The 20483-nt window shown below is 73.5% G+C and carries 21 protein-coding genes and 1 rRNA gene; 1 reads left to right on the top strand and 21 read right to left on the bottom strand.

Features of this window, described 5'->3' with window-relative positions:
- Window positions 1-71 precede the first annotated feature (71 nt).
- The 20 genes from der to CLV56_RS14105 all read right to left on the bottom strand — a co-directional run bounded on the left by der (window position 72) and on the right by CLV56_RS14105 (window position 19121).
- A complete protein-coding gene (gene der / locus CLV56_RS14200; protein WP_039361772.1) occupies window positions 72-1421 on the bottom strand; it encodes a ribosome biogenesis GTPase Der in 1350 nt (449 codons plus the stop codon).
- A complete protein-coding gene (gene cmk, locus CLV56_RS14195; protein WP_039361769.1) occupies window positions 1418-2110 on the bottom strand; it encodes a (d)CMP kinase in 693 nt (230 codons plus the stop codon). The genes der and cmk overlap by 4 nt, the downstream gene beginning before the upstream one ends.
- A gap of 13 nt (window positions 2111-2123) precedes the next feature.
- Window positions 2124-3206 (bottom strand): prephenate dehydrogenase, encoded by a 1083-nt coding sequence (locus CLV56_RS14190; RefSeq protein WP_039361767.1) that lies wholly within the window; start codon window positions 3204-3206, stop codon window positions 2124-2126.
- Window positions 3203-3940, bottom strand: coding sequence for a pseudouridine synthase (locus CLV56_RS14185; RefSeq protein WP_039361765.1), 738 nt, complete (start codon window positions 3938-3940; stop codon window positions 3203-3205). Before CLV56_RS14185 ends, CLV56_RS14190 begins: the two co-directional genes overlap by 4 nt.
- Complete coding sequence (gene scpB, locus CLV56_RS14180) at window positions 3937-4614, bottom strand: SMC-Scp complex subunit ScpB (RefSeq protein WP_039361762.1); 678 nt, start codon at window positions 4612-4614, stop codon at window positions 3937-3939. The genes CLV56_RS14185 and scpB overlap by 4 nt, the downstream gene beginning before the upstream one ends.
- Window positions 4607-5560, bottom strand: a complete 954-nt coding sequence (locus CLV56_RS14175; protein ID WP_100415178.1) for a segregation and condensation protein A — start codon at window positions 5558-5560, stop codon at window positions 4607-4609. The genes scpB and CLV56_RS14175 overlap by 8 nt, the downstream gene beginning before the upstream one ends.
- Window positions 5557-5898, bottom strand: coding sequence for a hypothetical protein (locus CLV56_RS21035; protein ID WP_039361759.1), 342 nt, complete (start codon window positions 5896-5898; stop codon window positions 5557-5559). The genes CLV56_RS14175 and CLV56_RS21035 overlap by 4 nt, the downstream gene beginning before the upstream one ends.
- A complete protein-coding gene (locus tag CLV56_RS14165) occupies window positions 5883-6770 on the bottom strand; it encodes a ParA family protein (RefSeq protein ID WP_100415177.1) in 888 nt (295 codons plus the stop codon). Before CLV56_RS14165 ends, CLV56_RS21035 begins: the two co-directional genes overlap by 16 nt.
- Window positions 6771-6880: 110 nt before the next feature.
- Complete coding sequence (gene xerD / locus CLV56_RS14160; RefSeq protein ID WP_245857944.1) at window positions 6881-7810, bottom strand: site-specific tyrosine recombinase XerD; 930 nt, start codon at window positions 7808-7810, stop codon at window positions 6881-6883.
- 1 nt (window position 7811) lies between these two features.
- Window positions 7812-8924, bottom strand: coding sequence for an alanine dehydrogenase (ald, locus tag CLV56_RS14155; RefSeq protein ID WP_039362126.1), 1113 nt, complete (start codon window positions 8922-8924; stop codon window positions 7812-7814).
- 48 nt (window positions 8925-8972) lie between these two features.
- Entirely contained in the window at window positions 8973-9623 is a 651-nt protein-coding gene (locus tag CLV56_RS14150) for an NUDIX domain-containing protein (protein ID WP_100415176.1), read from the bottom strand.
- Window positions 9620-11314, bottom strand: coding sequence for a CTP synthase (locus CLV56_RS14145; protein WP_039361756.1), 1695 nt, complete (start codon window positions 11312-11314; stop codon window positions 9620-9622). The genes CLV56_RS14150 and CLV56_RS14145 overlap by 4 nt, the downstream gene beginning before the upstream one ends.
- A gap of 146 nt (window positions 11315-11460) precedes the next feature.
- Complete coding sequence (locus CLV56_RS14140; RefSeq protein WP_245857998.1) at window positions 11461-12390, bottom strand: copper transporter; 930 nt, start codon at window positions 12388-12390, stop codon at window positions 11461-11463.
- A 5-nt stretch (window positions 12391-12395) separates the two neighbouring features.
- Window positions 12396-13565, bottom strand: coding sequence for a putative cytokinetic ring protein SteA (steA, locus tag CLV56_RS14135; protein ID WP_039362121.1), 1170 nt, complete (start codon window positions 13563-13565; stop codon window positions 12396-12398).
- Window positions 13566-13666: 101 nt separating this feature from the next.
- Window positions 13667-14185 carry a GNAT family N-acetyltransferase gene (locus CLV56_RS14130; RefSeq protein WP_211288151.1) on the bottom strand — a complete coding sequence of 173 codons (519 nt, stop codon included), beginning with the start codon at window positions 14183-14185 and terminating at the stop codon, window positions 13667-13669.
- Window positions 14186-14226: 41 nt separating this feature from the next.
- Window positions 14227-15945: a DNA repair protein RecN gene (gene recN, locus CLV56_RS14125; protein ID WP_039361747.1), complete on the bottom strand. Its 1719-nt coding sequence runs from the start codon at window positions 15943-15945 to the stop codon at window positions 14227-14229.
- Complete coding sequence (locus CLV56_RS14120) at window positions 15942-16895, bottom strand: NAD kinase (RefSeq protein ID WP_039361745.1); 954 nt, start codon at window positions 16893-16895, stop codon at window positions 15942-15944. Before CLV56_RS14120 ends, recN begins: the two co-directional genes overlap by 4 nt.
- Window positions 16892-17716: a TlyA family RNA methyltransferase gene (locus CLV56_RS14115; protein WP_039361743.1), complete on the bottom strand. Its 825-nt coding sequence runs from the start codon at window positions 17714-17716 to the stop codon at window positions 16892-16894. The genes CLV56_RS14120 and CLV56_RS14115 overlap by 4 nt, the downstream gene beginning before the upstream one ends.
- Window positions 17713-17919, bottom strand: a complete 207-nt coding sequence (locus CLV56_RS14110) for a hypothetical protein (protein ID WP_100415475.1) — start codon at window positions 17917-17919, stop codon at window positions 17713-17715. Before CLV56_RS14110 ends, CLV56_RS14115 begins: the two co-directional genes overlap by 4 nt.
- 59 nt (window positions 17920-17978) lie before the next feature.
- Window positions 17979-19121, bottom strand: a complete 1143-nt coding sequence (locus CLV56_RS14105) for an HAD-IIA family hydrolase (RefSeq protein WP_100415173.1) — start codon at window positions 19119-19121, stop codon at window positions 17979-17981.
- A 44-nt stretch (window positions 19122-19165) separates the two neighbouring features.
- On the opposite strand from CLV56_RS14105, the gene CLV56_RS14100 reads away from it, so the two are divergent.
- Window positions 19166-20275, top strand: coding sequence for a DUF1015 family protein (locus CLV56_RS14100; protein ID WP_039361738.1), 1110 nt, complete (start codon window positions 19166-19168; stop codon window positions 20273-20275).
- 114 nt (window positions 20276-20389) lie between these two features.
- Here CLV56_RS14100 and rrf read toward each other — a convergent pair.
- Window positions 20390-20483 (bottom strand): 5S ribosomal RNA (gene rrf / locus CLV56_RS14095); the annotation flags it as partial.

Genomic DNA, 20483 nt, shown 5'->3' with positions numbered 1-20483 from the left:
TCTCGCTCCGCTCGCGCCTCGACCAGCGGGGGGAGGCTCGCTCCGCTCGCGCCTCGACCAGCGGGGGTGCGTCAGCGGCGCTTGCGCTTCTCCCGCACCCGCTGCTGGATGTGGATCGGCGAGCCTTCGAAACCGAAGTCCTCGCGCAGCCGGCGCTCGACGAACCGGAGGTACTGGTCCTCCAGCTTGCCGCTGGTGAACAGCACGAAGGTCGGCGGTGCCACCTGCGCCTGCGTCCCGAACAGGATCTTGGGCTGCTTGCCGCCCCTGACCGGGTGCGGGTGCTCCGCGACCAGCCGGCCGAGGAAGGAGTTCAGCAGGCCGGTCGGGACGCGGGTGTACCAGCCGTCGAGCGCGACGTTCAGGGCCCGGACGACCCGGTCGACGTGCCAGCCGGTCAGCGCGGTGATGTTGATCCGCGGCGCCCACGCGACCTGGACCAGCTCGCGGGTGATCTCCCGCTCGAGGTAGTAGCGCCGCTCCTCGTCGACGAGGTCCCACTTGTTGAACGCGATCACCAGGGCCCGCCCGGCCTCCTCGACCTGGCGGATGATCCGCAGATCCTGCTCGGAGATCGGCGCGCTCGAGTCGAGCACGACCACCGCAACCTCGGCGCGCTCGATCGCCGAGGCGGTCCGCAGGCTCGCGTAGTACTCGTGGCCGGACGCCTCCTTGACCCGCCGGCGGATCCCGGCGGTGTCGATGAACCGCCAGATCTCGTCGCCGAGCTCGACGAGCTCGTCGACGGGATCGACCGTCGTCCCGGCGACGCTGTCGACGACGGCGCGCTCGGACCCGGCGAGCTTGTTGAGCAGGCTCGACTTGCCGGCGTTCGGCTTGCCGACGAGCGCGACGCGGTGCGGGCCCTCGTCTGCGTCGATGTCCTCCTCGGGCGCCTCGGGCAGGACGTCGAGGATGATGTCGAGCAGATCCCCGCTCCCCCGGCCGTGCAGCGCGGAGACGGGGAACGGCTCGCCGAGACCGAGGTTCCACAGCGCGGCCGCCTCGAGCTCACCGCGCTCGTCGTCGACCTTGTTCGCCGCCAGCACGACCGGCTTTCCCGAGCGGCGCAGCACCTTCACGACCTCGGAGTCGGCGTCGGTGATGCCGACGTTCGCGTCGACGACGAACAGGACGGCGTCCGCTGCGGACACCGCGACCTCCGCCTGCGCCGCGATCCGCTCCGCCATCCCGCGCGCGTCCGGATCCCATCCGCCGGTGTCGACCACCGTGAACTGGCGGCCGTTCCACAGCGCGTCGTACGCCACCCGGTCGCGGGTGACGCCAGGAACGTCCTGCACGACCGCCTCGCGGCGACCCAGGATGCGGTTCACCAGCGTCGACTTGCCGACGTTCGGCCGGCCCACGACCGCGAGGACGGGCACGCGACCGCCCGTCTCCTGGCCCTCCAGCTCGCTCATCGGGCACGCTCCGATGCGTCCGCGAGGACCGGCTCGGCCAGCCGTACGACCGCGTCCACCACCTCGTCCAGGCTGAGCGTCGTGCTGTCGATCAGGACGGCGTCGTCCGCCTTCGCCAGCGGCGAAGCCGTCCGGGAGGAGTCGATCACGTCGCGCCGCGCCAGCGACTCCGCTGTCGCCGAGACCTGCTCCGCGCTCTGCTCACCGGTCTCCGCCGCACGACGTGCCGCACGGGCCGCCGGGTCGGCGACCAGGTAGACCTTCACCTCGGCCCGCGGCGCCACGGTCGTCCCGATGTCGCGGCCCTCCACGACGATGCCGTGGGACTCGGCGATCTCGGCGCGCTGGAGCGCGACCATGCGCTCGCGGACCCGCGGGACCCGGCTGACCTGGCTGACCGCGTCGGTCACCTCCTGGCCGCGGATCGCGACGGAGACGTCGTGCCCGTCCGCGTGGATCGTGGGAGCTGCGGGGTCCGTGCCCGACTCGATCACCACCCGCTCGCAGGCGGCTGCCACGGCGTCGGCGTCCTCGACGTCGACGCCGTGCTGGAGCAGCGCCCAGGTCGTCGCGCGGTACATCGCGCCGGTGTCGAGGTAGGCCAGTCCGAGCCGCGACGCGACACCACGCGCGGTGCTCGACTTGCCCGAGCCCGACGGTCCGTCCAGTGCGATCACGACAGGGGACACAGGAGGTCCTTCCTCAGAGGTGCGCGGTCCATCCGCGCTCGGTCAGTGCTTCGACGAGGTGGTCCGCGCGTTCGGTCCGCACGCTGATCTCGGCGAGCCCGACAGGCCGCCCGAGGTCGTGGTCGATCCGCAGGTCCTCGATGTTCACGTCCGATTCTCCCGTATCGCGCAACAACCGGCCCAGCTCCCCCGGTCGGTCGGGGACCTGGACGTAGACGGGCACGAGGGCGGCACTGCGCTCCTCGCCGTGCTTGCCGGGGATCAGGGCGGTCCCCGCGACCCCCCGGTCGAGCACCTGCTCGAGGGCCGGACGGGAGTCGAGCGCCCCCAGGAGCCGGTCGAGATCGTCGCGCACGCCGCGCAGCAGGTCGGTCAGCGGGGCGCGGTTGGCGTACAGGATCTGCCGCCAGAGCCCCGGGTCGCTCCCGGCGATCCGGGTGACGTCGCGCAGGCCCTGCCCCGCCAGCGCCAGGTGGTCGGCGGGACTGCCGTCGAGCTGGGACGCCGCCAGCACCGACATCAGGTGCGGCAGGTGCGAGACCCGTGCGACCGCGGCGTCGTGCTCGGCCGCGGGCATCTCGACCAGCGTCGCGCCGCTGCTCACCGCCAGGGACCGCACGGCCTCGACGGCGGCCGTACGCGCCCGCTGGTGGGGCGTCACGGCCCACGCGCGTCCCTCGAACAGGTTCGCCGACGCCGCCATCGGGCCCGACCGCTCGCTGCCGGCCATCGGGTGACTCCCGACGTACCGGTCGAGACCGTCGACGTCGGCGTCGACCAACGCCTCCAGCGGCGGCAGCTTCACGCTCGCGACGTCGGTGACGACCGCATCGGGCCATGCCGACAGCGCCTCTGCCACCGACTCCGCGACGTGGTCCGGCGGCACCGCGACGACGACCAGCCCCACACGCTCGGGGTCGCGGGTCGTGCCGGCCCCCAGCCCCTCGGCGACCTCCGCGTGCTGTCGCAGCGCGTCGGCCAGGTGCACCTGGGCGCCGGCCCGGGTCAGGGCGAGCGCGACCGACGTGCCGATCAGACCGCAGCCGACCACGAGGACCGGGCCGGGAAGCGGGGACGGGGGTGCGGGATCGGTCACAGACCCACGCTATCCAACAGCCGACCGAGCTCGTCCGCGGTCAGGTCGCGAAGCCCGCCCGGCCTCAGGCCACCGAGGTGGATGCCCCCGAACGCCGTCCGGGTCAGCTCCTCCACCGGGTGCCCGACCTCCTCGAGCATCCGACGCACGATCCGGTTGCGGCCGACGTGCAGGTCGAGCTCGACGATCGACCGCGCCTCGGCCTCCTGCTTCACCACGAAGCGATCCACGCTCACCGGGCCGTCGTCGAGCTCGATCCCCTCACGGAGACGGCGCCCGAGGCCGCGCGGGACCCGCCCACGGACCTGCGCGACGTACGTCTTGGTGATCTCGTACGACGGGTGGGCCATCCGGTTCGCGAAGTCGCCGTCGTTCGTGAGCAGCAGGAGCCCGCTCGTGTCGGTGTCGAGCCGTCCGACGTGGAAGAGCCGCTCGGGACGGTCCGCGACGTACTCCCGCAGGTCACGCCGACCCTGCTCGTCGTGCATCGTCGACACCACCCCGCGTGGCTTGTTCAGGACGAGGTACGCGTGCTCGCTCGGCGGCGGGATCCGGCGGCCGTCGACGTGGATCACGTCGGTCGCCGGGTCGACCCGCACGCCCATCCGGTCGACGACCTCGCCGTTGACGGTGACCCTCCCGGCGCCCATCAGCTCCTCGCAGGCGCGCCGCGAGCCCAGACCCGCCTGCGCCAGGACCTTTTGGAGGCGGATCCCTTCGGGATGCTCGCTCACCGCGGGTCCTCCGGGTCCTGGTCGCCGGCGTCGGGAAGGCGATCGTCGGAGGCGGCCGACTCCCGCGGCGGTGGGGCCGCGGCGGCGAGGTCCTCCTCGGCGACCTCGGCCATCTCCGGCAGGAACGGCGCCAGGTCCGGCAGCTCGTCGAGGCTCCCCAGTCCCATGCGCTCGAGGAAGTACGGCGTGGTCGCGTACAGCACCGCTCCGGTCTCGCCGTCCGTGCCCGCCTCGGCCACCAGCCCTCGGGTGACGAGCGTCCGCATCACGCCGTCGACGTTGACCCCGCGGATCGCCGAGACCCGGGCGCGGGAGATCGGCTGTCGGTAGGCGACCACGGCCATCGTCTCCAGCGCTGCCTGGGTCAGCCGGGCCTGCTGGCCCTCGAGGACGAACCGCTCGACCGCCGGAGCGAACTCGGCCCGGGTGTAGAACCGCCATCCGCCCGCGACCTGGCGCAGCTCGAAGCCACGACCCTCGTCGTCGTACGCGTGCGCGAGCGCGGCCAGCTCCGCCTCGACGTCGGCCGGCGGGTGGCCCACCGCGGTCGCCAGGCTCAGGTGGTCCAGCGGCTGGTCCGCGACCATGAGCACGGCCTCCAGCGCCGGGCGCAGCTCCAGCTCCTCGGTCGGCAGCTCGTCGGGAACCGACGGCTCGTCGTGCGTGTCAGTCATCCTGCTCCCCCTCGTCGGCCGGTCCGCCGCCGGTCCTCCCGGCTGCCTCGTCGGCCGGATCCCCTTCTCCGTCGCCCGCGTCGCCCGTCCCCGCTCCGTCCTCGTCGTCGAACTCCGCCCCGACCTCCACCTCGCCGGACTCGGTCCCGGTCCAGCGGACGGTCAGCTCTCCCAGGGGCGTGACCTGGTCGAACCCGACCATGCCCTCGCGGAAGAGCTCGAGCAGCGACAGGAAGCGCGCGACCTTCGTGATCGTGTCCGGGGCGTCGGCGACCAGCGACCGGAAGGTCAGCGCTCCGCTGCGGCGCAGCCGGTCCACCACGACGACCGCCTGGTCGCGCACGCTGACCTGGGGTGCGTGCAGGTGCGCGAGGGAGAGCACGGGAGCCTGCTTCGGCTGCATCGCACGGGCCGCCAGCGCGGCCAGCTCGTCGGGTCCGACGCTGATCAGCACTTCGGGCAGCAGCGTGGCGAACCGCGGCTCCAGCGCGACCGCGCGGGGATGGCGCCGGGCCTCGACCGCCAGGCGCTCGCGCATCCGCTCCGCGACCTGCTTGAACGCGCGGTACTGGAGCAGCCGCGCGAACAGCAGGTCCCGCGCCTCGAGCAGCGCGAGGTCCTCCTCGTCGTCGACGTCGCCCTGCGGGAGGAGCCGCGCCGCCTTGAGGTCCAGCAGGGTCGAGGCGACGAGCAGGAACTCGGTCGTCTGCTCCAGGTCGCCGTCCGGACCCATCGCCCGGATGTGCGCGATGAACTCGTTGGTGACCTTCGACAGCGCGACCTCGGTGATGTCGAGCTTGTGCTTCGAGATCAGCTGGAGCAGCAGGTCGAACGGCCCCGAGTACACATCCAGGTGCACCGCGAACCCGGAGGACTCCTCCGTCGCCGAACCGCCCAGGAGGACGTCACCGGTCGGGTCGGGCGCCGGATCTCCCGTGACGCTCACGAGGCTCCGAGCCGTCGGACGATCTCGCTGTCCTCGCCGTGCTCGTCGTAGTCGGCGAGCACGATCGCGATCGCCTCCCGGACGAGCCGGCCCCGGTCGAGCGACCTCCCGAGCTCGCGGCGCAGCGAGAGCCGGGCGTGCTCCAGACCGAGCAGCTCGTCGGCCGTCATGTAGACGGTCACCTTCGCGTCGTGCTTGACGCGCCGGCTGCTGGTGTGCGCGCCCTCGGTCCGGTCGGCGGACGGAGCGGCGTCGCCCTCGGTCTCGGCGTCGGCCTCGACCTGCGAGGTGGACCGGAACAGCTCGTCGGCGCCCGGCAACCTCACACGGCGGGGCAACGGACGAGCACCTCCCGGGCGAGCGTGCGATAGGCCTCGGCGCCGGGCGAGTCGGGCGCGAACGCGGTGATCGGCTCGCCGGCGACGGTCGCGTCGGAGAACTTCACCGTCCGTCGGATCACGGTGTGGAACACCTTGTCGCCCCAGCCGTCCACGAGCGTCTGCAGCACCTCACGGCTGTGGAGCGTACGCGAGTCGTACATCGTGCCGAGCAGCCCGATGATCTCGAGATCGAAGTTGGTCCGCTGCCGGACCTTCTCGATGGTCTCCTTCAGCAGCGCGACGCCGCGCAGCGCGAAGTACTCGCACTCGAGCGGGATCAGCACCCCGTCGGCCGCCGTCAGGGCGTTCACCGCCAGCAGGCCGAGCGACGGCTGGCAGTCGATCAGGATCACGTCGTAGTCGTTCGCGACGGGGCGCAGCACACGGGCGAGCGTCTGCTCACGCCCCACCTCGTGGACGAGGTGCATCTCGGCACCGGACAGGTCGATCGACGACGGCAGCAGATGCATGCCCGAGGTCGTGGTCTTGAGCAGGACGTCGCCGACGCCGACGTCGTCGTGCATCAGCAGGTGGTAGACGGTCGCGTCGAGGTCGTGCGCCGGGAACCCGAGCCCGACCGTCATCGACGCCTGCGGGTCGAAGTCCACCAGCAGAACCCGTCGACCGGCCTCGGCCAGGGCGGCACCGAGGTTGATCGTGGTCGTCGTCTTGCCGACCCCGCCCTTCTGGTTGCACATCGCGATCACGTACGCCGGGCCCGGGCTCGGCGGCCCCGGCGGCGGGAACTGCGGGACCGGACGGCCCGTCGGTCCGACCTTCGGCCCGGGTGCCGTGGGGAGCTCTCCGAGCAGATCACGCGTCTCGTTCATGCGCCTCGACTCCCGTCGGTGAAGACTGCTGCGACTCTACCAAGGGGTCCGCGCACCGGATCGGCGACGCGCGCGACAAGTCGACTTCTCGACCGGCTCACGTAGGAGGGTCAGGCCCGGGCACGCGGGTGCGCCGTCGCGTACACCTCACGAAGCCGGTCGATCGTGACCAGCGTGTAGACCTGGGTCGTCGTGACCGACGCGTGGCCCAGGAGCTCCTGGACCACCCGGACGTCCGCCCCGCCGTCGAGCAGGTGGGTCGCGTAGGAGTGTCGCAGCGTGTGCGGCGAGACGGCCCGGTCGATCCCGGCACCGCGGGCAGCCTTCGTCAGCACGGCCCACGCACTCTGCCGCGACAGCCGTCCGCCCCGCGAGTTCAGGAAGACCGCTCCGGTCGCCGTCCGCGTGCTCACGAGCGTCGGCCGCACGGAGGTGAGGTAGCGCACCAGCGCGTCGGCGGCGAAGCTGCCCACCGGGACCACGCGCTCCCGACCTCCCTTGCCGCGCAGCAGCACCTGGCTCGCATCCAGGTCGAGGTCGTCGATGTCGAGGCCGACGGCCTCCGAGATCCGGGCACCGGTGCCGTACAGCATCTCCAGCAGGGCACGGTCGCGAACGGCCAGCGCCGTGCCGGGCGCCCCGGCGGACTCGAGCAGCGCCTCGACGCTCTCGACCGGCAGCGCCTTCGGCAGCCGACGCGGCTGGCTCGGGGGCCGCACCGCCGCGGCGACGTCGGTCTCGACGATCCCCTCCCGGAGGGCGAATCGGTGGAACCCGCGCGCCGCGACGAGCGTCCGGGCGGCGCTCGGTGCCGACAGCGCCACGTGCTCCTCGTCGCCCTCGCGCAGGTGCGCCAGGAAGTCCGCGACGTCGCCCTCGGTGATGTCGGTGACCGCGTCGACCTTGCGCTCCTCGAGGTAGGCGGAGTAGCGGCGCAGGTCGCGGCGGTAGGACGCCAGGGTGTTCGCGGCCAGACCGCGCTCGACCGCGAGATGACTCAGGTACTCATCGATCGCTCCCGCGATCGGCCGGTTCGCCACGTCAGCCCACGATCTCCTCGACGTCGGCGGACTCCAGCCCGTGCGCGTCCGCCACCCCGTCGCTCGTCACCCTTGCCTCGTGCACGTTGAGACCGTGCCGCAAGGCCGGGTCCGAGCGCAAGGCCTGGCGCCAGCCGAGGTCGGCGAGCGCCATCACGTACGGCAGGGTGACGTTGGTGAGGGCGTACGTCGCGGTGTGCGGGACCGCGCCCGGCATGTTCGCCACGCAGTAGAACACCGATCCCTCCACGGCGAACGTCGGCTCGAGGTGCGTGGTCGGCCGCGAGTCCTCGAAGCACCCGCCCTGGTCGATCGCGATGTCGACGAGCACGCTGCCCGGGCGCATCCCGGCCACCATCGCGTGGGTGACCAGGTGCGGTGCACGAGCGCCCGGTACGAGGACGGCGCCGATCACGAGGTCGGCCCGCTGGACGGCGCCCTCGATCTGGTAGCGGTTGGAGGCCACGGTCCGGATCCGGCCGCCGAAGTCGACGTCGACCCGACGGAGCCGGTCCACGTCCAGGTCGAGGAGGGTGACCGACGCCCCCATCCCGAGCGCGATCCGGGCCGCGTTGCTGCCCGAGACGCCGCCGCCGATCACGACGACGTCCGCACCGTGGACGCCCGGCACCCCGCCCATCAGCACGCCGCGGCCCTCCGGCGCGAGCAGGTGGTACGCGCCGGCCTGGGCGGCCAGCCTCCCGGCCACCTCGCTCATCGGGGCGAGCAGCGGGAGCCGGCCGGCAGCGTCCTGGACGGTCTCGTAGGCGATCGCCGTCGTGCCCGAGGCCAGCAGCGCATCGGTGCACGGGCGCGAGGCGGCCAGATGGAGGTAGGTGAACAGCACCTGGCCCGCGCGCAGCCGGGGGTACTCCTCCGCGATCGGCTCCTTGACCTTGAGCAGCAGCTCGGCGTCGGCCCAGACGGTCTCGACGTCGTCGACGACCTCCGCACCCGCCGCGCGGTACTCCGCGTCCGTGATCGACGAGCCGACCCCGGCCCCCGCCTCGACCAGCACGCGGTGGCCGGCGTCGACCAGCTCCCGCGCTCCCGCCGGGGTCAGGGCCACGCGGTACTCGTGGACCTTCACCTCGCGCGGGACCCCGATCAGCATCGTCACCGCACCCCCTCCCGCGTCGCGGGCGAGCCGACGCCTCCGATCCTAGGCGGGAGACGACCCGTCCGCCGGGAGGTTGCTCCCGAGCCGTACGGCAGCGGCGAGCAGGCCGGCGACGGCCAGGGAGTTGGTCACGCGGCGCTCCAGGACCGCCGTGACCGCGACCTCCAGCGGGACCCAGACGGCCGACATGTCGGCCTCCTCGTCGTGCCGGGCCGTGCGCTCCTCGGGCGGGACGGGCGACAGCCCGCGGGCCAGGAAGACCTGGACCTGCTCGTCGGTGAACCCGGGCGACGAGCGGAGCACGACCAGCGGCTCCCAGGAGTCCGCGACCAGGTCGGCCTCCTCGGCCAGCTCGCGCGCGGCGGTCTCGACCGGCTGCTCGCCGTCGACGTCGGTCAGGCCGGCCGGCAGCTCCAGCAGCCGGGCTCGGACCGGGTGACGGTACTGCTCCAGCATCAGCACCCGACCCTCGTCGTCCAGCACGACCACACCGACGGCCCCGTGGTGACGCACCGTGGTCCGGCTGATGGTCCCGCCCTGCGGCGTCGCGACCTGGTCGACCTCCACGTCGACGAACCCCGACCGGTAGGGCCGCTCGGTCGACGCCACCTCCCAGGACTCCGACCGGTCGGCGAGCCGCTCGGTCGGATCGGCGATCTCACCCGGCAGCGCCGGGTGCGGTGCGCGGCTCATGCGTTCACGTCGGCCGGGTGGCGGCGCAGCCCCGACTCGTCGACCGGCAGCCGCATCTCCCGCTGGCGGGCGATCGCCGCCCCGACCAGCCCCGCGAACAACGGGTGCGGGCGGGTCGGACGCGAGCGCAGCTCCGGGTGCGCCTGGGTCCCGACGTAGTACGGGTGGACGTCGCGGGGAAGCTCGACGTACTCCACGAGCGTCCCGTCCGGCGACGTCCCCGAGAAGACCAGCCCGGCATCCTCGAGCTTCGCGCGGTAGGAGTTGTTGACCTCGTAGCGGTGCCGGTGCCGCTCGGACACCTCGCCCTGGCCGTACGCCTCGGCCGCGAGCGAGCCCGGAGCCAGCCGCGCCGGGTACATCCCGAGCCGCATCGTCCCGCCGAGGTCGCCGGCCCCGTCGACGAACGCCTCCTGCTCGGCCATCGTGGCGATCACACCGTGCTCGGTCGCCGGGTCGAACTCGGTCGAGCTCGCATCGGCGATCCCCGCCTCGGACCGGGCGTACTCGATCACCATGCACTGGAGCCCGAGGCACAGGCCGAGGGTCGGCACCTGGTTGCGGCGCGCCCACGTCAGCGCGCCGAGCTTGCCCTCGATCCCGCGGATCCCGAAGCCACCGGGCACGCAGATCGCGTCGACCTCGTTGAGCCACTGCTGGGCGCCGGCGGGAGTCGCGCACTCGTCCGACGGCACCCAGGCCACCCGCACCCTCGCGTCGTGCGCGAAACCGCCCGCCCGCAGGGCCTCCACGACCGAGAGGTACGCGTCGGGCAGGTCGACGTACTTGCCGACGAGGCCGACGGTCACCTCCTCCTCGGGATCGTGGACGCGTCGCAGCAGGTCGTCCCACTGGGTCCAGTCGACGTCACGGAACGGAAGGTCGAGACGGCGCACGACGTACGCGTCGAGGCCCTCGGCGTGCAGGACCTTCGGGATGTCGTAGATCGAGGCAGCATCGGCCGCCGTGACCACGGCGTCGGAGTCGACGTCGCACATCAGCGAGATCTTGCGCTTCACGCTCGTCGGGATCTCCCGGTCGGAGCGGCACACGATCGCGTCCGGCTGGATGCCGATCGAGCGCAGCGCGGCGACCGAGTGCTGGGTCGGCTTGGTCTTGAGCTCACCCGAGGGCCCGATGTAGGGCACGAGCGAGACGTGCAGGAAGAAGCAGTTCTCCCGGCCGATCTCGTGCCGGACCTGGCGGGCCGACTCGAGGAACGGCTGCGACTCGATGTCACCCACGGTGCCGCCGATCTCGTGCAGCACCACGTCGACGTCCGGGCCGCCCATCGACAGCATCCGGTCCTTGATCTCGTTCGTGATGTGCGGGATCACCTGGACCGTGTCGCCGAGGTAGTCACCGCGCCGTTCCCGCGCGATCACGTCGGAGTAGACCTGCCCGGTGGTGACGTTCGCGCGGCCGACGAGGTCCTCGTCGAGGAACCGCTCGTAGTGGCCGATGTCGAGATCGGTCTCGGCGCCGTCGTCGGTGACGAACACCTCGCCGTGCTGGAACGGGTTCATGGTGCCGGGGTCGACGTTGAGGTACGGGTCGAGCTTCTGCATCGTGACCCGCAGGCCCCGCGACTTCAGCAGCCGGCCGAGGCTGGACGCGGTCAGGCCCTTGCCGAGCGAGGAGGCGACGCCGCCGGTGACGAAGACGTGCTTGGTGGGCAGCGATTTTGCCAAGGGAACTCCCGTGATCGTGGCGTCCGCCGTGGTGGAGGCACGTCGGCTGGAACGACCGCACGAGGCGGCGCGCGTTCACGGGATTTCATCCTACCAACCGACTCCACGGACGCAGGCCCGGCGCGCGGGGCGTGCCGAGGAACACGTCACGGGCTCGGCGCAGCCGTCGGTGCCGCGGAGCTCCCCGCGAGGGCGGGAAGAACCGCATCGGCACCCGGCGCGGTCCCGTAGTGGCCGCTCGTCCCGCCGACCTCGTCGGACAGGGCGACGATGGCCGACACACGCCCCAGGGCCAGGTCCGCGGCGTCCACGGTGGAGACCTCCGCGGCCGCCGGACCGGACCGTACGGCGCCGACCGCGCCCTCGGCGCGACCCGATCCCACGGGACCCGCGACGAGCGTGCCGACGTCGGCCGCGTCGAGGCCGCCCAGCACGGTGGACAGGAGCTCGCCGCGCCCCGAGTCGTACCCGCGACCGTTGCCGGTGACCACCACCAGGACACCCGCCCGGCGGGTCGGACGCTCCTCGACGGCGATCAGCCCGGCTCGGTCGAAGGCGTCCACGACCGTGCCCGCCGGGGCATCCACCTCTACGCTGCCCGGAGCGACCAGTCCGCGTGCCAGCGCAGCACCGACGAGGTCGTAGTCGGCGAGCCCGTCCGTGGCGACGTCGTCGACGTCGGCCAGCGCCTCGCGGGCGACGCCGGCGGTGTACTGGCGCTCCGCCGGATCCAGCAGTCGCTCGGTCAGTGCGACCTGACCGAGCGTGATCGCCCCGGCGTCGGCGAGCGACGCGGCGACGTCCGCCACGGTCTCCTCGGAGGCCTCCGGCAGCGTCACCAGCAGGACGTTGCGGCCCGCCAGGCGGTCCGTGACCGCTGCTGCACCCGGACCGTCGGCTGCGGCCTCCTCGAGACTGCGGGCCGCGGCGTCCAGATCGGTGGTCCGAGGCTGTTCCGGGACGTCGGCGGCCGAGGCCGGTTCGGGGTCGGCGGTGTCGAGCACGCCGGTCCCGAGGGCGATGCCGCCGGCCAGCGCCAGCACCGCCGCGACCGCCGTCAGCACGACCCAGCGCATGGTGGTCACGTGCGCAGCTCCTCCCACGTCCCCGACACCCAGCCGCTCGCGGCGTCCCACCAGTCCTGCCCGACGGGCGTGGTGAGGATCGCGGCCCCGAGCAGGACCATGGCCAGCAGCATGAGCAGGATCAGCTGCGGGTAGCTGATCCGCGCACGGTGGAGCCCCACGATCGCGCGCGAGTCGACCAGCTTCGGACCCAGGCGCAGCCGCGTCAGGTAGCGCGTCGCGCCGCCGGAGCGTGCCGAGTCGAGGAACTCCTCGAGCGATCCGAAGCCGCCCACCGTCACCACCACCCGTGCACCACCGGCGTCGGCCAGCAGGAGCGCCGCCTCCTCGCTGCCCAGGGCGGCCGGGAACGACGAGGCCGTCCGCTGGAGCCGTTCGAGGCGGTCCTCGGTCTCGCGCCCGCTCCGGGTGCCGGCGAGCACGATCTCGGTGGCCGCCCGCACCGATCGGTCGGCGACCCTGCCGGGGTCGCCGACGAGCACGGCCGGCTCGTAGCCGGCCTGCATCAGTGCGTCGGCCCCTTCGTTGACGCCGATCAGCACCGGCTTGAACTCGCGCAGGTAGCGTCGCAGCTTCTTCAGCTCCGCCGCCGCGCCGGCACCGGGCAGCACCACGACGACCTCGCGCCCGGCCATCTCGGTGGCCAGCTCCGGGATCCCGACGCCCTCGAGCAGCAGGTCGTGCTCGCGTCGCAGGTACTCGGCGCTCGTGGCGGTGAGGGTCTCCAGCTGGATCGCCATCTGGTTGCGGGCGCGCGCCAGCAGCTCGTCGACGGCCTCGCCGTCGAGGACCCGCCCCTCGACCAGCGTCTCCTCGCCGCGCAGCACGTGCCCGCCGTCGAACGCCAGCCGGTCGCCGTCTCGGACGACCCGCAGCAGGTCCGAGCCGGGGGCGTCGATCAGCAGCACCCCCGCCTCGTGCAGGACCTGGGGCCCGAGGTTGGGATAGCGGCCGGAGCTGGAGTCGGCGGTGTTGACGACAGCCGTCACGCCGGCCGCCGCGAAGGCCTCACCGGTCGCCCGGTCGAGGTCGGGCCACTCGACCACCGCGACCTCGCCGGCACGGAGCCGGCGGACGTCGCGGGGGCCGCGGACCGTACGGACCGGGCCGGACACGAGGTCGGACCTGGTGGCGCGTCGGGTGCGACGCAGGCTCATGGGGCTCATCGCCGTCATGCTGCCACGCGGCCCTCCCCGTTCAGGGGACGTCGCCGGGCGTGTTTCCGGACAAGTCGGACGGGCTGCCCGCGGGTCGGCAGGTGGTGCGGTCAGGGCCCGAGGTCGCGCTGCCACCGCACCTCGCCGTCGTTCAGCACGTCGGTGCGCTCCAGTCCCGCAGCCGCCGCGACCGACGCCGACGCGGTGTGGTCGGGATGCACGTGGGCGACGACCCGGCCGATGCCGCGCTCGCGCAGCCACCCGACCAGCGCCTGCGCCGCCTCGGTCGCGATCCCCCGGCCCTGCCACGGCGTGCCCACGACCCAGGCGATCTCGGCCGTCAGCCCGCCCGCCGGTCCGGCCGCACGACCAACCGTCGCCTGCACCGTGCCGACGGGCTCACGGGCGGAGCCGAGCCGCACGACCCAGTTGAGCCAGCCGACGTCCGGGTCCGGCGACCCGGCCACGAGCCGCTCGTAGCGCACCCGGAGATCGTCGGCCGACAGCGGCGCTCCGCCGGTGAAGACGTGCAGCGCGGGATCGCCCAGCACGTCGGCCATCGTCGCGGCGTCGTCGACCTGCAAGGGCCGCAGCCGGAGCCGATGCGTCGCGAAGGGCTGCGCGACCACCGCTCGCGGCTCCACCGCGCCGTGCCGGCGCGCCCGGCCGCTCAGCCGCCGACCGCCCGGTCGTCGGCCGCCAGCGCCACCAGCTCGCGCGCGTGCGCCTCGGCGGTCGCGGACCCCTCCAGCCCCGCCAGCATCCGCGAGAGCTCGGCGACCCGCTCCGGGTCGCCCAGATGGGCGACGTCGCTGGTGGTCACGGTGCCGTCGTCGGTCTTGTGCACGTGGTAGTGCCGGTCGGCGAACGCGGCGACCTGCGGCAGGTGCGTGACCACCACGACCTGAGCACGGGTGGCCAGCCGGGCGAGCCGACGCCCGACCTCGATCGCGGCGCGACCCCCGATGCCGGCGTCGACCTCGTCGAAGACGAACGTCGGCACGCTCGTCCCCTCCGCCAGCACGACCTCGAGCGCGAGCATCACCCGCGAGAGCTCACCCCCGCTCGCCCCCTTCGCGAGCGGACGCGGCGACGCTCCGGCGTTCGCGGCGAGCAGCATCTCGACCGCATCCAGCCCGTCCGGTCCGAGGTCGGCCGGAGTCGGCGCGTCCGGGGTGCGGACGTCGACCACCAGACGCGCGTGCGGCATCGCGAGAGCCTCCAGCTCGCGCTCCACCTGCTCGGCCAGGCGTACGGCGGCGGCCGCGCGGGCCTCGGTGATGCGGGCGGCCTGGGTCGTCAGCGACTGCTCGAGGCCGGTGACCTCGTCGGTCAGGGCCGCGATCCGCTCGTCGTCACCCCGCAGTCCCTCGACCCGCTGCTGCGCGTCCTCGGCCCACTCGAGGACATCGGCGACCTGGGCTCCGTACTTGCGGGTCAGACCCGCGAGCGCCGCACGCCGCTCGGAGACCGCCGCGAGACGCGCCGGGTCGGCCTCGACCCGCTCCGGGTACGACGCCAGCTCACCGGCCACGTCGGAGATCGTGAACCGAACCTCCTCCAGGCGGCCGGCGATCGCGTCCAGGTCGGGGTCGTACGCCCGGACCTGGTCGAGCAGGGCGCCGGTCCTGCCCAGGAGGTCCATGACGTCGAGGCTGTCGTCGGTGTCCGAGAGCAGGTGGTGCGCCTCGACGGCGGCCGCGACCAGCGACTCCGCATGGGCCAGCCGGTCCTCCTCCGCCCGCAGGTCGTCGTCCTCGCCGGGCTGCGGGTCCACGGCCGCGATCTCGTCCAGGCCGAACAGCAGCAGGTCGAGCTCGCGGGCCCGCTCCTGCTCGGCCGCCGTCAGCTCGTCGAGCTCGCGCCGTGCCTCGAGCAGCCGGGCGTAGCCGGGGCGGTACGCGTCGAGCAGGTCGTCCAGCTCCCCGAAGCGGTCGAGGGCCGCCCGCTGCGTCCCGAGCTGGAGCAGACGGTGCTGGTCGGACTGCCCGTGCACCGCCACGAGGTGCTCGCTGACCCGCGCCAGCAGCCCGGCCGGGACCGACGCACCGCCGAGGTACGCACGCGAGCGACCGTCCTTGCCGACGGTCCGGGCGATCACGAGCTCACCCTCGTCGAGCTCCGCCGGCGTGTCCGCCAGGATCCGCTCGACCTCGTCGTGCGCGTCGACGGCGACGCGCGCCTCCACCCTGGCCCGCTCGTCGCCGTGCCGCACCAGACCGGCGTCCGCGCGGGTCCCGCGCAGCAGCCCGAGCGCCGTCACGACCATCGTCTTGCCCGCACCGGTCTCACCGGTGATCACGGTGAGCCCGGGCCCGAGCACGAGCTCGGCCTCGGCGATCACCCCGAGCGAGCTCAACCGGATCTCCTGCCACACGCGTGCCCTCACCCCTCGTCCTCGAACGTCTCGGAATCCTCGACGGCCATCCGCCGTGCAGCGCTCCCCCGCCACCCGCTGACCGGAAGGTCGAACTTCGCGACCAGACGGTCGGTGAACGGCGCCCGGTGGAGCCGCGCCAGACGGACCGGACGCTCACCCTGGGTGATCTCGACCTTCGCGCCCGGCGGCAGGTCGTAGGTCCGTCGACCGTCGCACCACAGCACCGCTGCTGCGGACGCGTCGGGGATGACCTGGATCGACAGCTTCGACCGTGGCGAGACGACCAGCGGTCGCGCGAACAGCGCGTGGGCGCTGATCGGCACCATCAGGAGCGCCTCCACCTCGGGCCAGACCACCGGACCGCCCGCGCTGAAGTTGTAGGCCGTCGAACCCGTCGGGGTCGCGCACACCACGCCGTCGCACCCCCACCGCGACAGCGGACGGTCGTCGACCGCCACGACGAGCTCGAGCATCCGCTCCCGCGCCGCCTTCTCGACCGACGCCTCGTTCAGCGCCCACCCGGACGCCACCTCGACGTCGCCGACCAGGACGCGCGTGTCGACCGTCATCCGCTCCTCGACCACGTACGCCCGCTCGACCAGCCGGCGGACCGTGAAGTCCAGGTCGTCGACGTCGGCCTCGGCGAGGAAGCCGACGTGGCCGAGGTTCACACCCACGAGCGGGGTCCCGCAGTCGCGGACCAGCTCAGCAGCGCGCAGCAGCGTCCCGTCGCCACCGAAGACGACCGCCAGCTCGCAGCCCTGGCCCGCAGCCGGCGCGGACGGCACCACCTCGGCGTCGGTCAGGCCCCACCGCCGGAGGCGGTCCGCGTCCTCGTCGACGACCCGGACCGCGATCCGCTCGGCCGCCATCGCCGTGGCGAACGCGACCGCAACCTTGTTCGCGGCGTCGCGGCCCGTGTGGGCGATGATCAGCACCCGCCTCTGGTCCTCGGTCATGCGTTCTCCCGTCCTCGTACGAGCGGGCCGGTCTCGACCGCCAGCCTGACCGCCTCGGGGTCCACGGTCCCGGCCTGGGACCGCAACCAGACGAAGTACTCGACGTTGCCGCTCGGACCGGGCAGCGGGCTCGCAGCCACGCCGGCCGTCCCCCAGCCGACGGTGGCAGCGCTCTCGCAGACGCCGAGCACCGCCTCCACGTGCAGAGCCGGGTCGCGTACGACGCCCTTCTTGCCGACCCGCTCCCGTCCGACCTCGAACTGCGGCTTGACCATCAGCACCAGATCGCCGTCGGACGCACACAGGCCGGCCAGCACCGGCACCACGAGCCGCAGCGAGATGAACGACAGGTCCGACACGACCAGGTCGACCGGTCCGCCGACCGCCTCGACGTCCAGGTCGCGCACGTTCGTCCGGTCCAGCACGACGACGCGCGGATCGTTGCGCAGGGCCCACACCAGCTGTCCGTAGCCCACGTCCACGGCGACCACCTCGGCGACGTCCCGGCGCAGCAGCACGTCGGTGAACCCGCCCGTCGACGCACCCGCGTCGAGGCACCGCCGACCCCGGACCTGCAGGCCCGCGGGTTCGAATGCGTCGAGCGCGCCCAGCAGCTTGTACGCGCCGCGTGAGGCGTAGCCGGGATCGTCGGTGTCGCGGACGACGATCGCCTGGTCCGTGCCCACCTGGGTCGCGGCCTTGGTCGCCGGGCTGCCGGCCACGGTCACGAGGCCGCGCACGACGAGATCGCCGGCGTGGTCGCGCGAACGCGCCATCCCCCGGCGAACGAGCTCGGCGTCCAGCCGTACCCGTCGGCTCACGGCCCGCCCGGCTCCTCGGCCGGGTCCGCGGTCGGGTCCGCGCCGTCGAGGACGGCGCGCAGCTTCGCGTGCACCGCCTCGTACACCCCAGGATGCTCCTCGACGGGGAGGTCGGCGAGCTGGTCGAGATCAGCGAGCACCGCGGCCACGCGAGGATCGTGGGCCGTCGACCCGGACGGGTCCTGATCGCGCACCTCGGGCATCGTTCGGTCCTCTCGCGTCGTCGCGGGGCGGGCTGCGCCGCCCGCGCCCCGTGCCTCGATCATCGCACCGACCACCCGTCGAGCGCGTCCGCCACGGCCGCCACGTCGGGGACCGGACCGCCCCGTGCCGTCGTCGCCCAGGCTGCCGCGACGCACGCACGCAACAGTGCGGTGACGGTCTCGTACTCATCGGCAGCGGGCGTGCCCGGCGCGGGCCGGACCTCGCCGTCGACCACCTCGACGGTGACGGTCGCGCAGGTCGCACGCACTCCCGACGGGCGCTCCTCGAGCCCGACCGGCGGCTGGGTGCCCGACAGCCCCCGGAGGTCGGCGGCGATGAAGGTCGGGCGTCGCAGCGGCTCGGCGGCCGCCACGTCAGCGAGCCGCGACACGCCGGTCAGCACGAGCAGGCTGTCGGCGCCGACCGCCACGGCGCCCTCGATGTCGGTGTCCAGCCGGTCCCCGACGACCAGGGGTCGTTCCCCGCCGATCCGCAGCACGGTCTCGTCGAACAACGGCGGGTACGGCTTGCCGGCGACCTGCGGTGTCGCCCCGGTCGCGGCGGCCACCGCCGCGACCATCGTGCCGTTCCCCGGGGCGATCCCCCGAGCCGTCGGGATCGACATGTCGGTGTTGCTCGCGACCCACGGCAGCCCGCGCTCCACCGCGTACGCGCCCTCGGCCAGGTCCGGCCACGACAGCGTCGGGTCGAACCCCTGCACCACCGCGGCGGGGTCGTCGGCCAGCGACCGGACGGGCACGAGCCCGTGCTCGGTGAGTGCGGCCTCCAGCCCGCGGCCGCCGACCACCAGGACGCGCGCGCCCCTCGGCACGGCGGCGGCCACCAGTCGACCTGCGGCCTGCGCCGAGGTGACCACACCGTCGTCATCGACCGGCATCCCGATCCCGCGGAGCTTCGCGACCACGTCCGCGGGCGTGCGGGACGCGTTGTTCGTGACGTACCCGAGCCGCATCCCCTCCCCACTGGCCCCGTGCAGCACCGCGGCAGCGTGGTCCACCGCATGGTCGCCGCGGTAGACCACCCCGTCGAGATCCAGCATCGCGACGTCGTACACCCCGGTCAGCGCCGCGTCGACCGACAGCAGCCGCTCGACGGGCCGGGCCCGGCCCGAGGGCGGCTCGGAACCGTCAGCGGAGGGCACGGCGACCGGGGTCGCGGCGACAGGGGCGGTCTCGCTCATCGCTGCCCAGCCTAGGGGCTCGACCGAGCGCCTAGGATGCACCGGTGGACAACGCCGCGATCATGCCGTTCGAGGGATGGCGCCTGTCCGGGAGCGCCGAGGAGCTGGCCCGTCGCACCTACGTCGCAGCGTCGCCCTGGGCGCACGCACCCGACGACGTGCCCGACGGACACGTCCTGCGTCTGCTCGAGCCCGCCTTCCGTGACGACGACCCGGCCACCTCGGCCCGGGTCGTGCGGGCGTGGTCCGCCTCGGGCCGGCTCGTGCCGCTGCGCGGACCGGCGCTGTGGGCGTACCAGATCGACGAGGCCGGGCGCACCGCCCTCGGCCTCGCCGCCCTGATCGATCTCGACAGCGGCCTCCTGCGCCCGCACGAGGAGGTGATCGAACGCTACGTCGAGGTCCAGTCAGCCCTCGCCGCCACCACGCACGGCCACTGGGAACCGCTCACGGCGTTCCGGCCCGGCCTGCGGGTCGCCACGCTCGTCGCGCCCCGCATCGCGGGGGTCGAGCCGGACCTCGTGGTCCGCAGCGGGACCCGCACCGATCGGCTGTGGGCCATCACCGAGCCGGAGGTCGTCGACACGATCTGCGCCACCCTCGGCCGTGCGCCCCTGACGATCGCCGACGGACACCACCGGTACGCGGCGTGGCGTGCGCTGCCTGCCGGAGCAGCCCGCCACGCGCTCACCCTCGTGCTCGATCCCGACGCCATCCAGGTCGGGGCGATCCATCGTGTCGTCAACGGGACCGGCCTCGACGACCTCGTCGACGAGCTCGCACCGGACCAGCTCGCGCCGATCGCAGGCACGGAGCCGGACGTCGCGGCCTTCCTCGAGAGCGGCGCCACCCACGTGGTCCTCAGCGACGGACGGCGGCACCTCGGGGCGGCGCTGCCGCCGTGCGCGACCCGTCGGATCGACGCCGCCGCACGCACCCTTGCCGATCCTCGCAGCATCGAGCCCGTCGGCTTCGAGCCCGACCTCGCACGCGCGCTCGCCGCGGCCGGTTCGAAGTCCACCGCGGCGCTCGTCGGGCGCCCGGACCTCGACTCGATCGACCGCGCGGCCAGCACGGGCGAGGTTCTCGCCCACAAGTCGTCGTCCTTCGCGCCGAAGCCACGGGTCGGGCTCCTGATGCACCGGTGGGACTGACCGCCTCACGGCTGCCGCGGCGTTTCGACACAGGCCGCAGGACGGGGCGGGCACAAATGGATGGAGGGGTTGGGTCAGCCGGTGGCTGTCCCAACCCCTCCATCACAAGAATCTGTCCGGCGGCGTCCTACTCTCCCACACAGTCTCCCGTGCAGTACCATCGGCGCTGAAGGGCTTAACTTCCGGGTTCGGAATGTTACCGGGTGTT

The sequence above is a fragment of the Mumia flava genome, from assembly GCF_002797495.1.
GTDB classification, from domain to species: domain Bacteria; phylum Actinomycetota; class Actinomycetes; order Propionibacteriales; family Nocardioidaceae; genus Mumia; species Mumia flava.
This window is presented reverse-complemented; position numbering and strand designations above follow the sequence as displayed.

What these genes read in the sequence shown, in the direction of transcription:
- CLV56_RS14165 (WP_100415177.1), bottom strand. Translation starts at nt 6,770, where the DNA reads ATGAACGAGACGCGTGATCTGCTCGGAGAGCTCCCCACGGCACCCGGG.
- scpB (WP_039361762.1), bottom strand. Translation starts at nt 4,614, where the DNA reads ATGACTGACACGCACGACGAGCCGTCGGTTCCCGACGAGCTGCCGACC.
- CLV56_RS14120 (WP_039361745.1), bottom strand. Translation starts at nt 16,895, where the DNA reads ATGACCGAGGACCAGAGGCGGGTGCTGATCATCGCCCACACGGGCCGC.
- CLV56_RS14105 (WP_100415173.1), bottom strand. Translation starts at nt 19,121, where the DNA reads ATGAGCGAGACCGCCCCTGTCGCCGCGACCCCGGTCGCCGTGCCCTCC.
- CLV56_RS14150 (WP_100415176.1), bottom strand. Translation starts at nt 9,623, where the DNA reads ATGAGCCGCGCACCGCACCCGGCGCTGCCGGGTGAGATCGCCGATCCG.
- ald (WP_039362126.1), bottom strand. Translation starts at nt 8,924, where the DNA reads ATGCTGATCGGGGTCCCGCGCGAGGTGAAGGTCCACGAGTACCGCGTG.
- der (WP_039361772.1), bottom strand. Translation starts at nt 1,421, where the DNA reads ATGAGCGAGCTGGAGGGCCAGGAGACGGGCGGTCGCGTGCCCGTCCTC.
- CLV56_RS14140 (WP_245857998.1), bottom strand. Translation starts at nt 12,390, where the DNA reads ATGCGCTGGGTCGTGCTGACGGCGGTCGCGGCGGTGCTGGCGCTGGCC.
- steA (WP_039362121.1), bottom strand. Translation starts at nt 13,565, where the DNA reads ATGAGCCCCATGAGCCTGCGTCGCACCCGACGCGCCACCAGGTCCGAC.
- CLV56_RS14110 (WP_100415475.1), bottom strand. Translation starts at nt 17,919, where the DNA reads ATGCCCGAGGTGCGCGATCAGGACCCGTCCGGGTCGACGGCCCACGAT.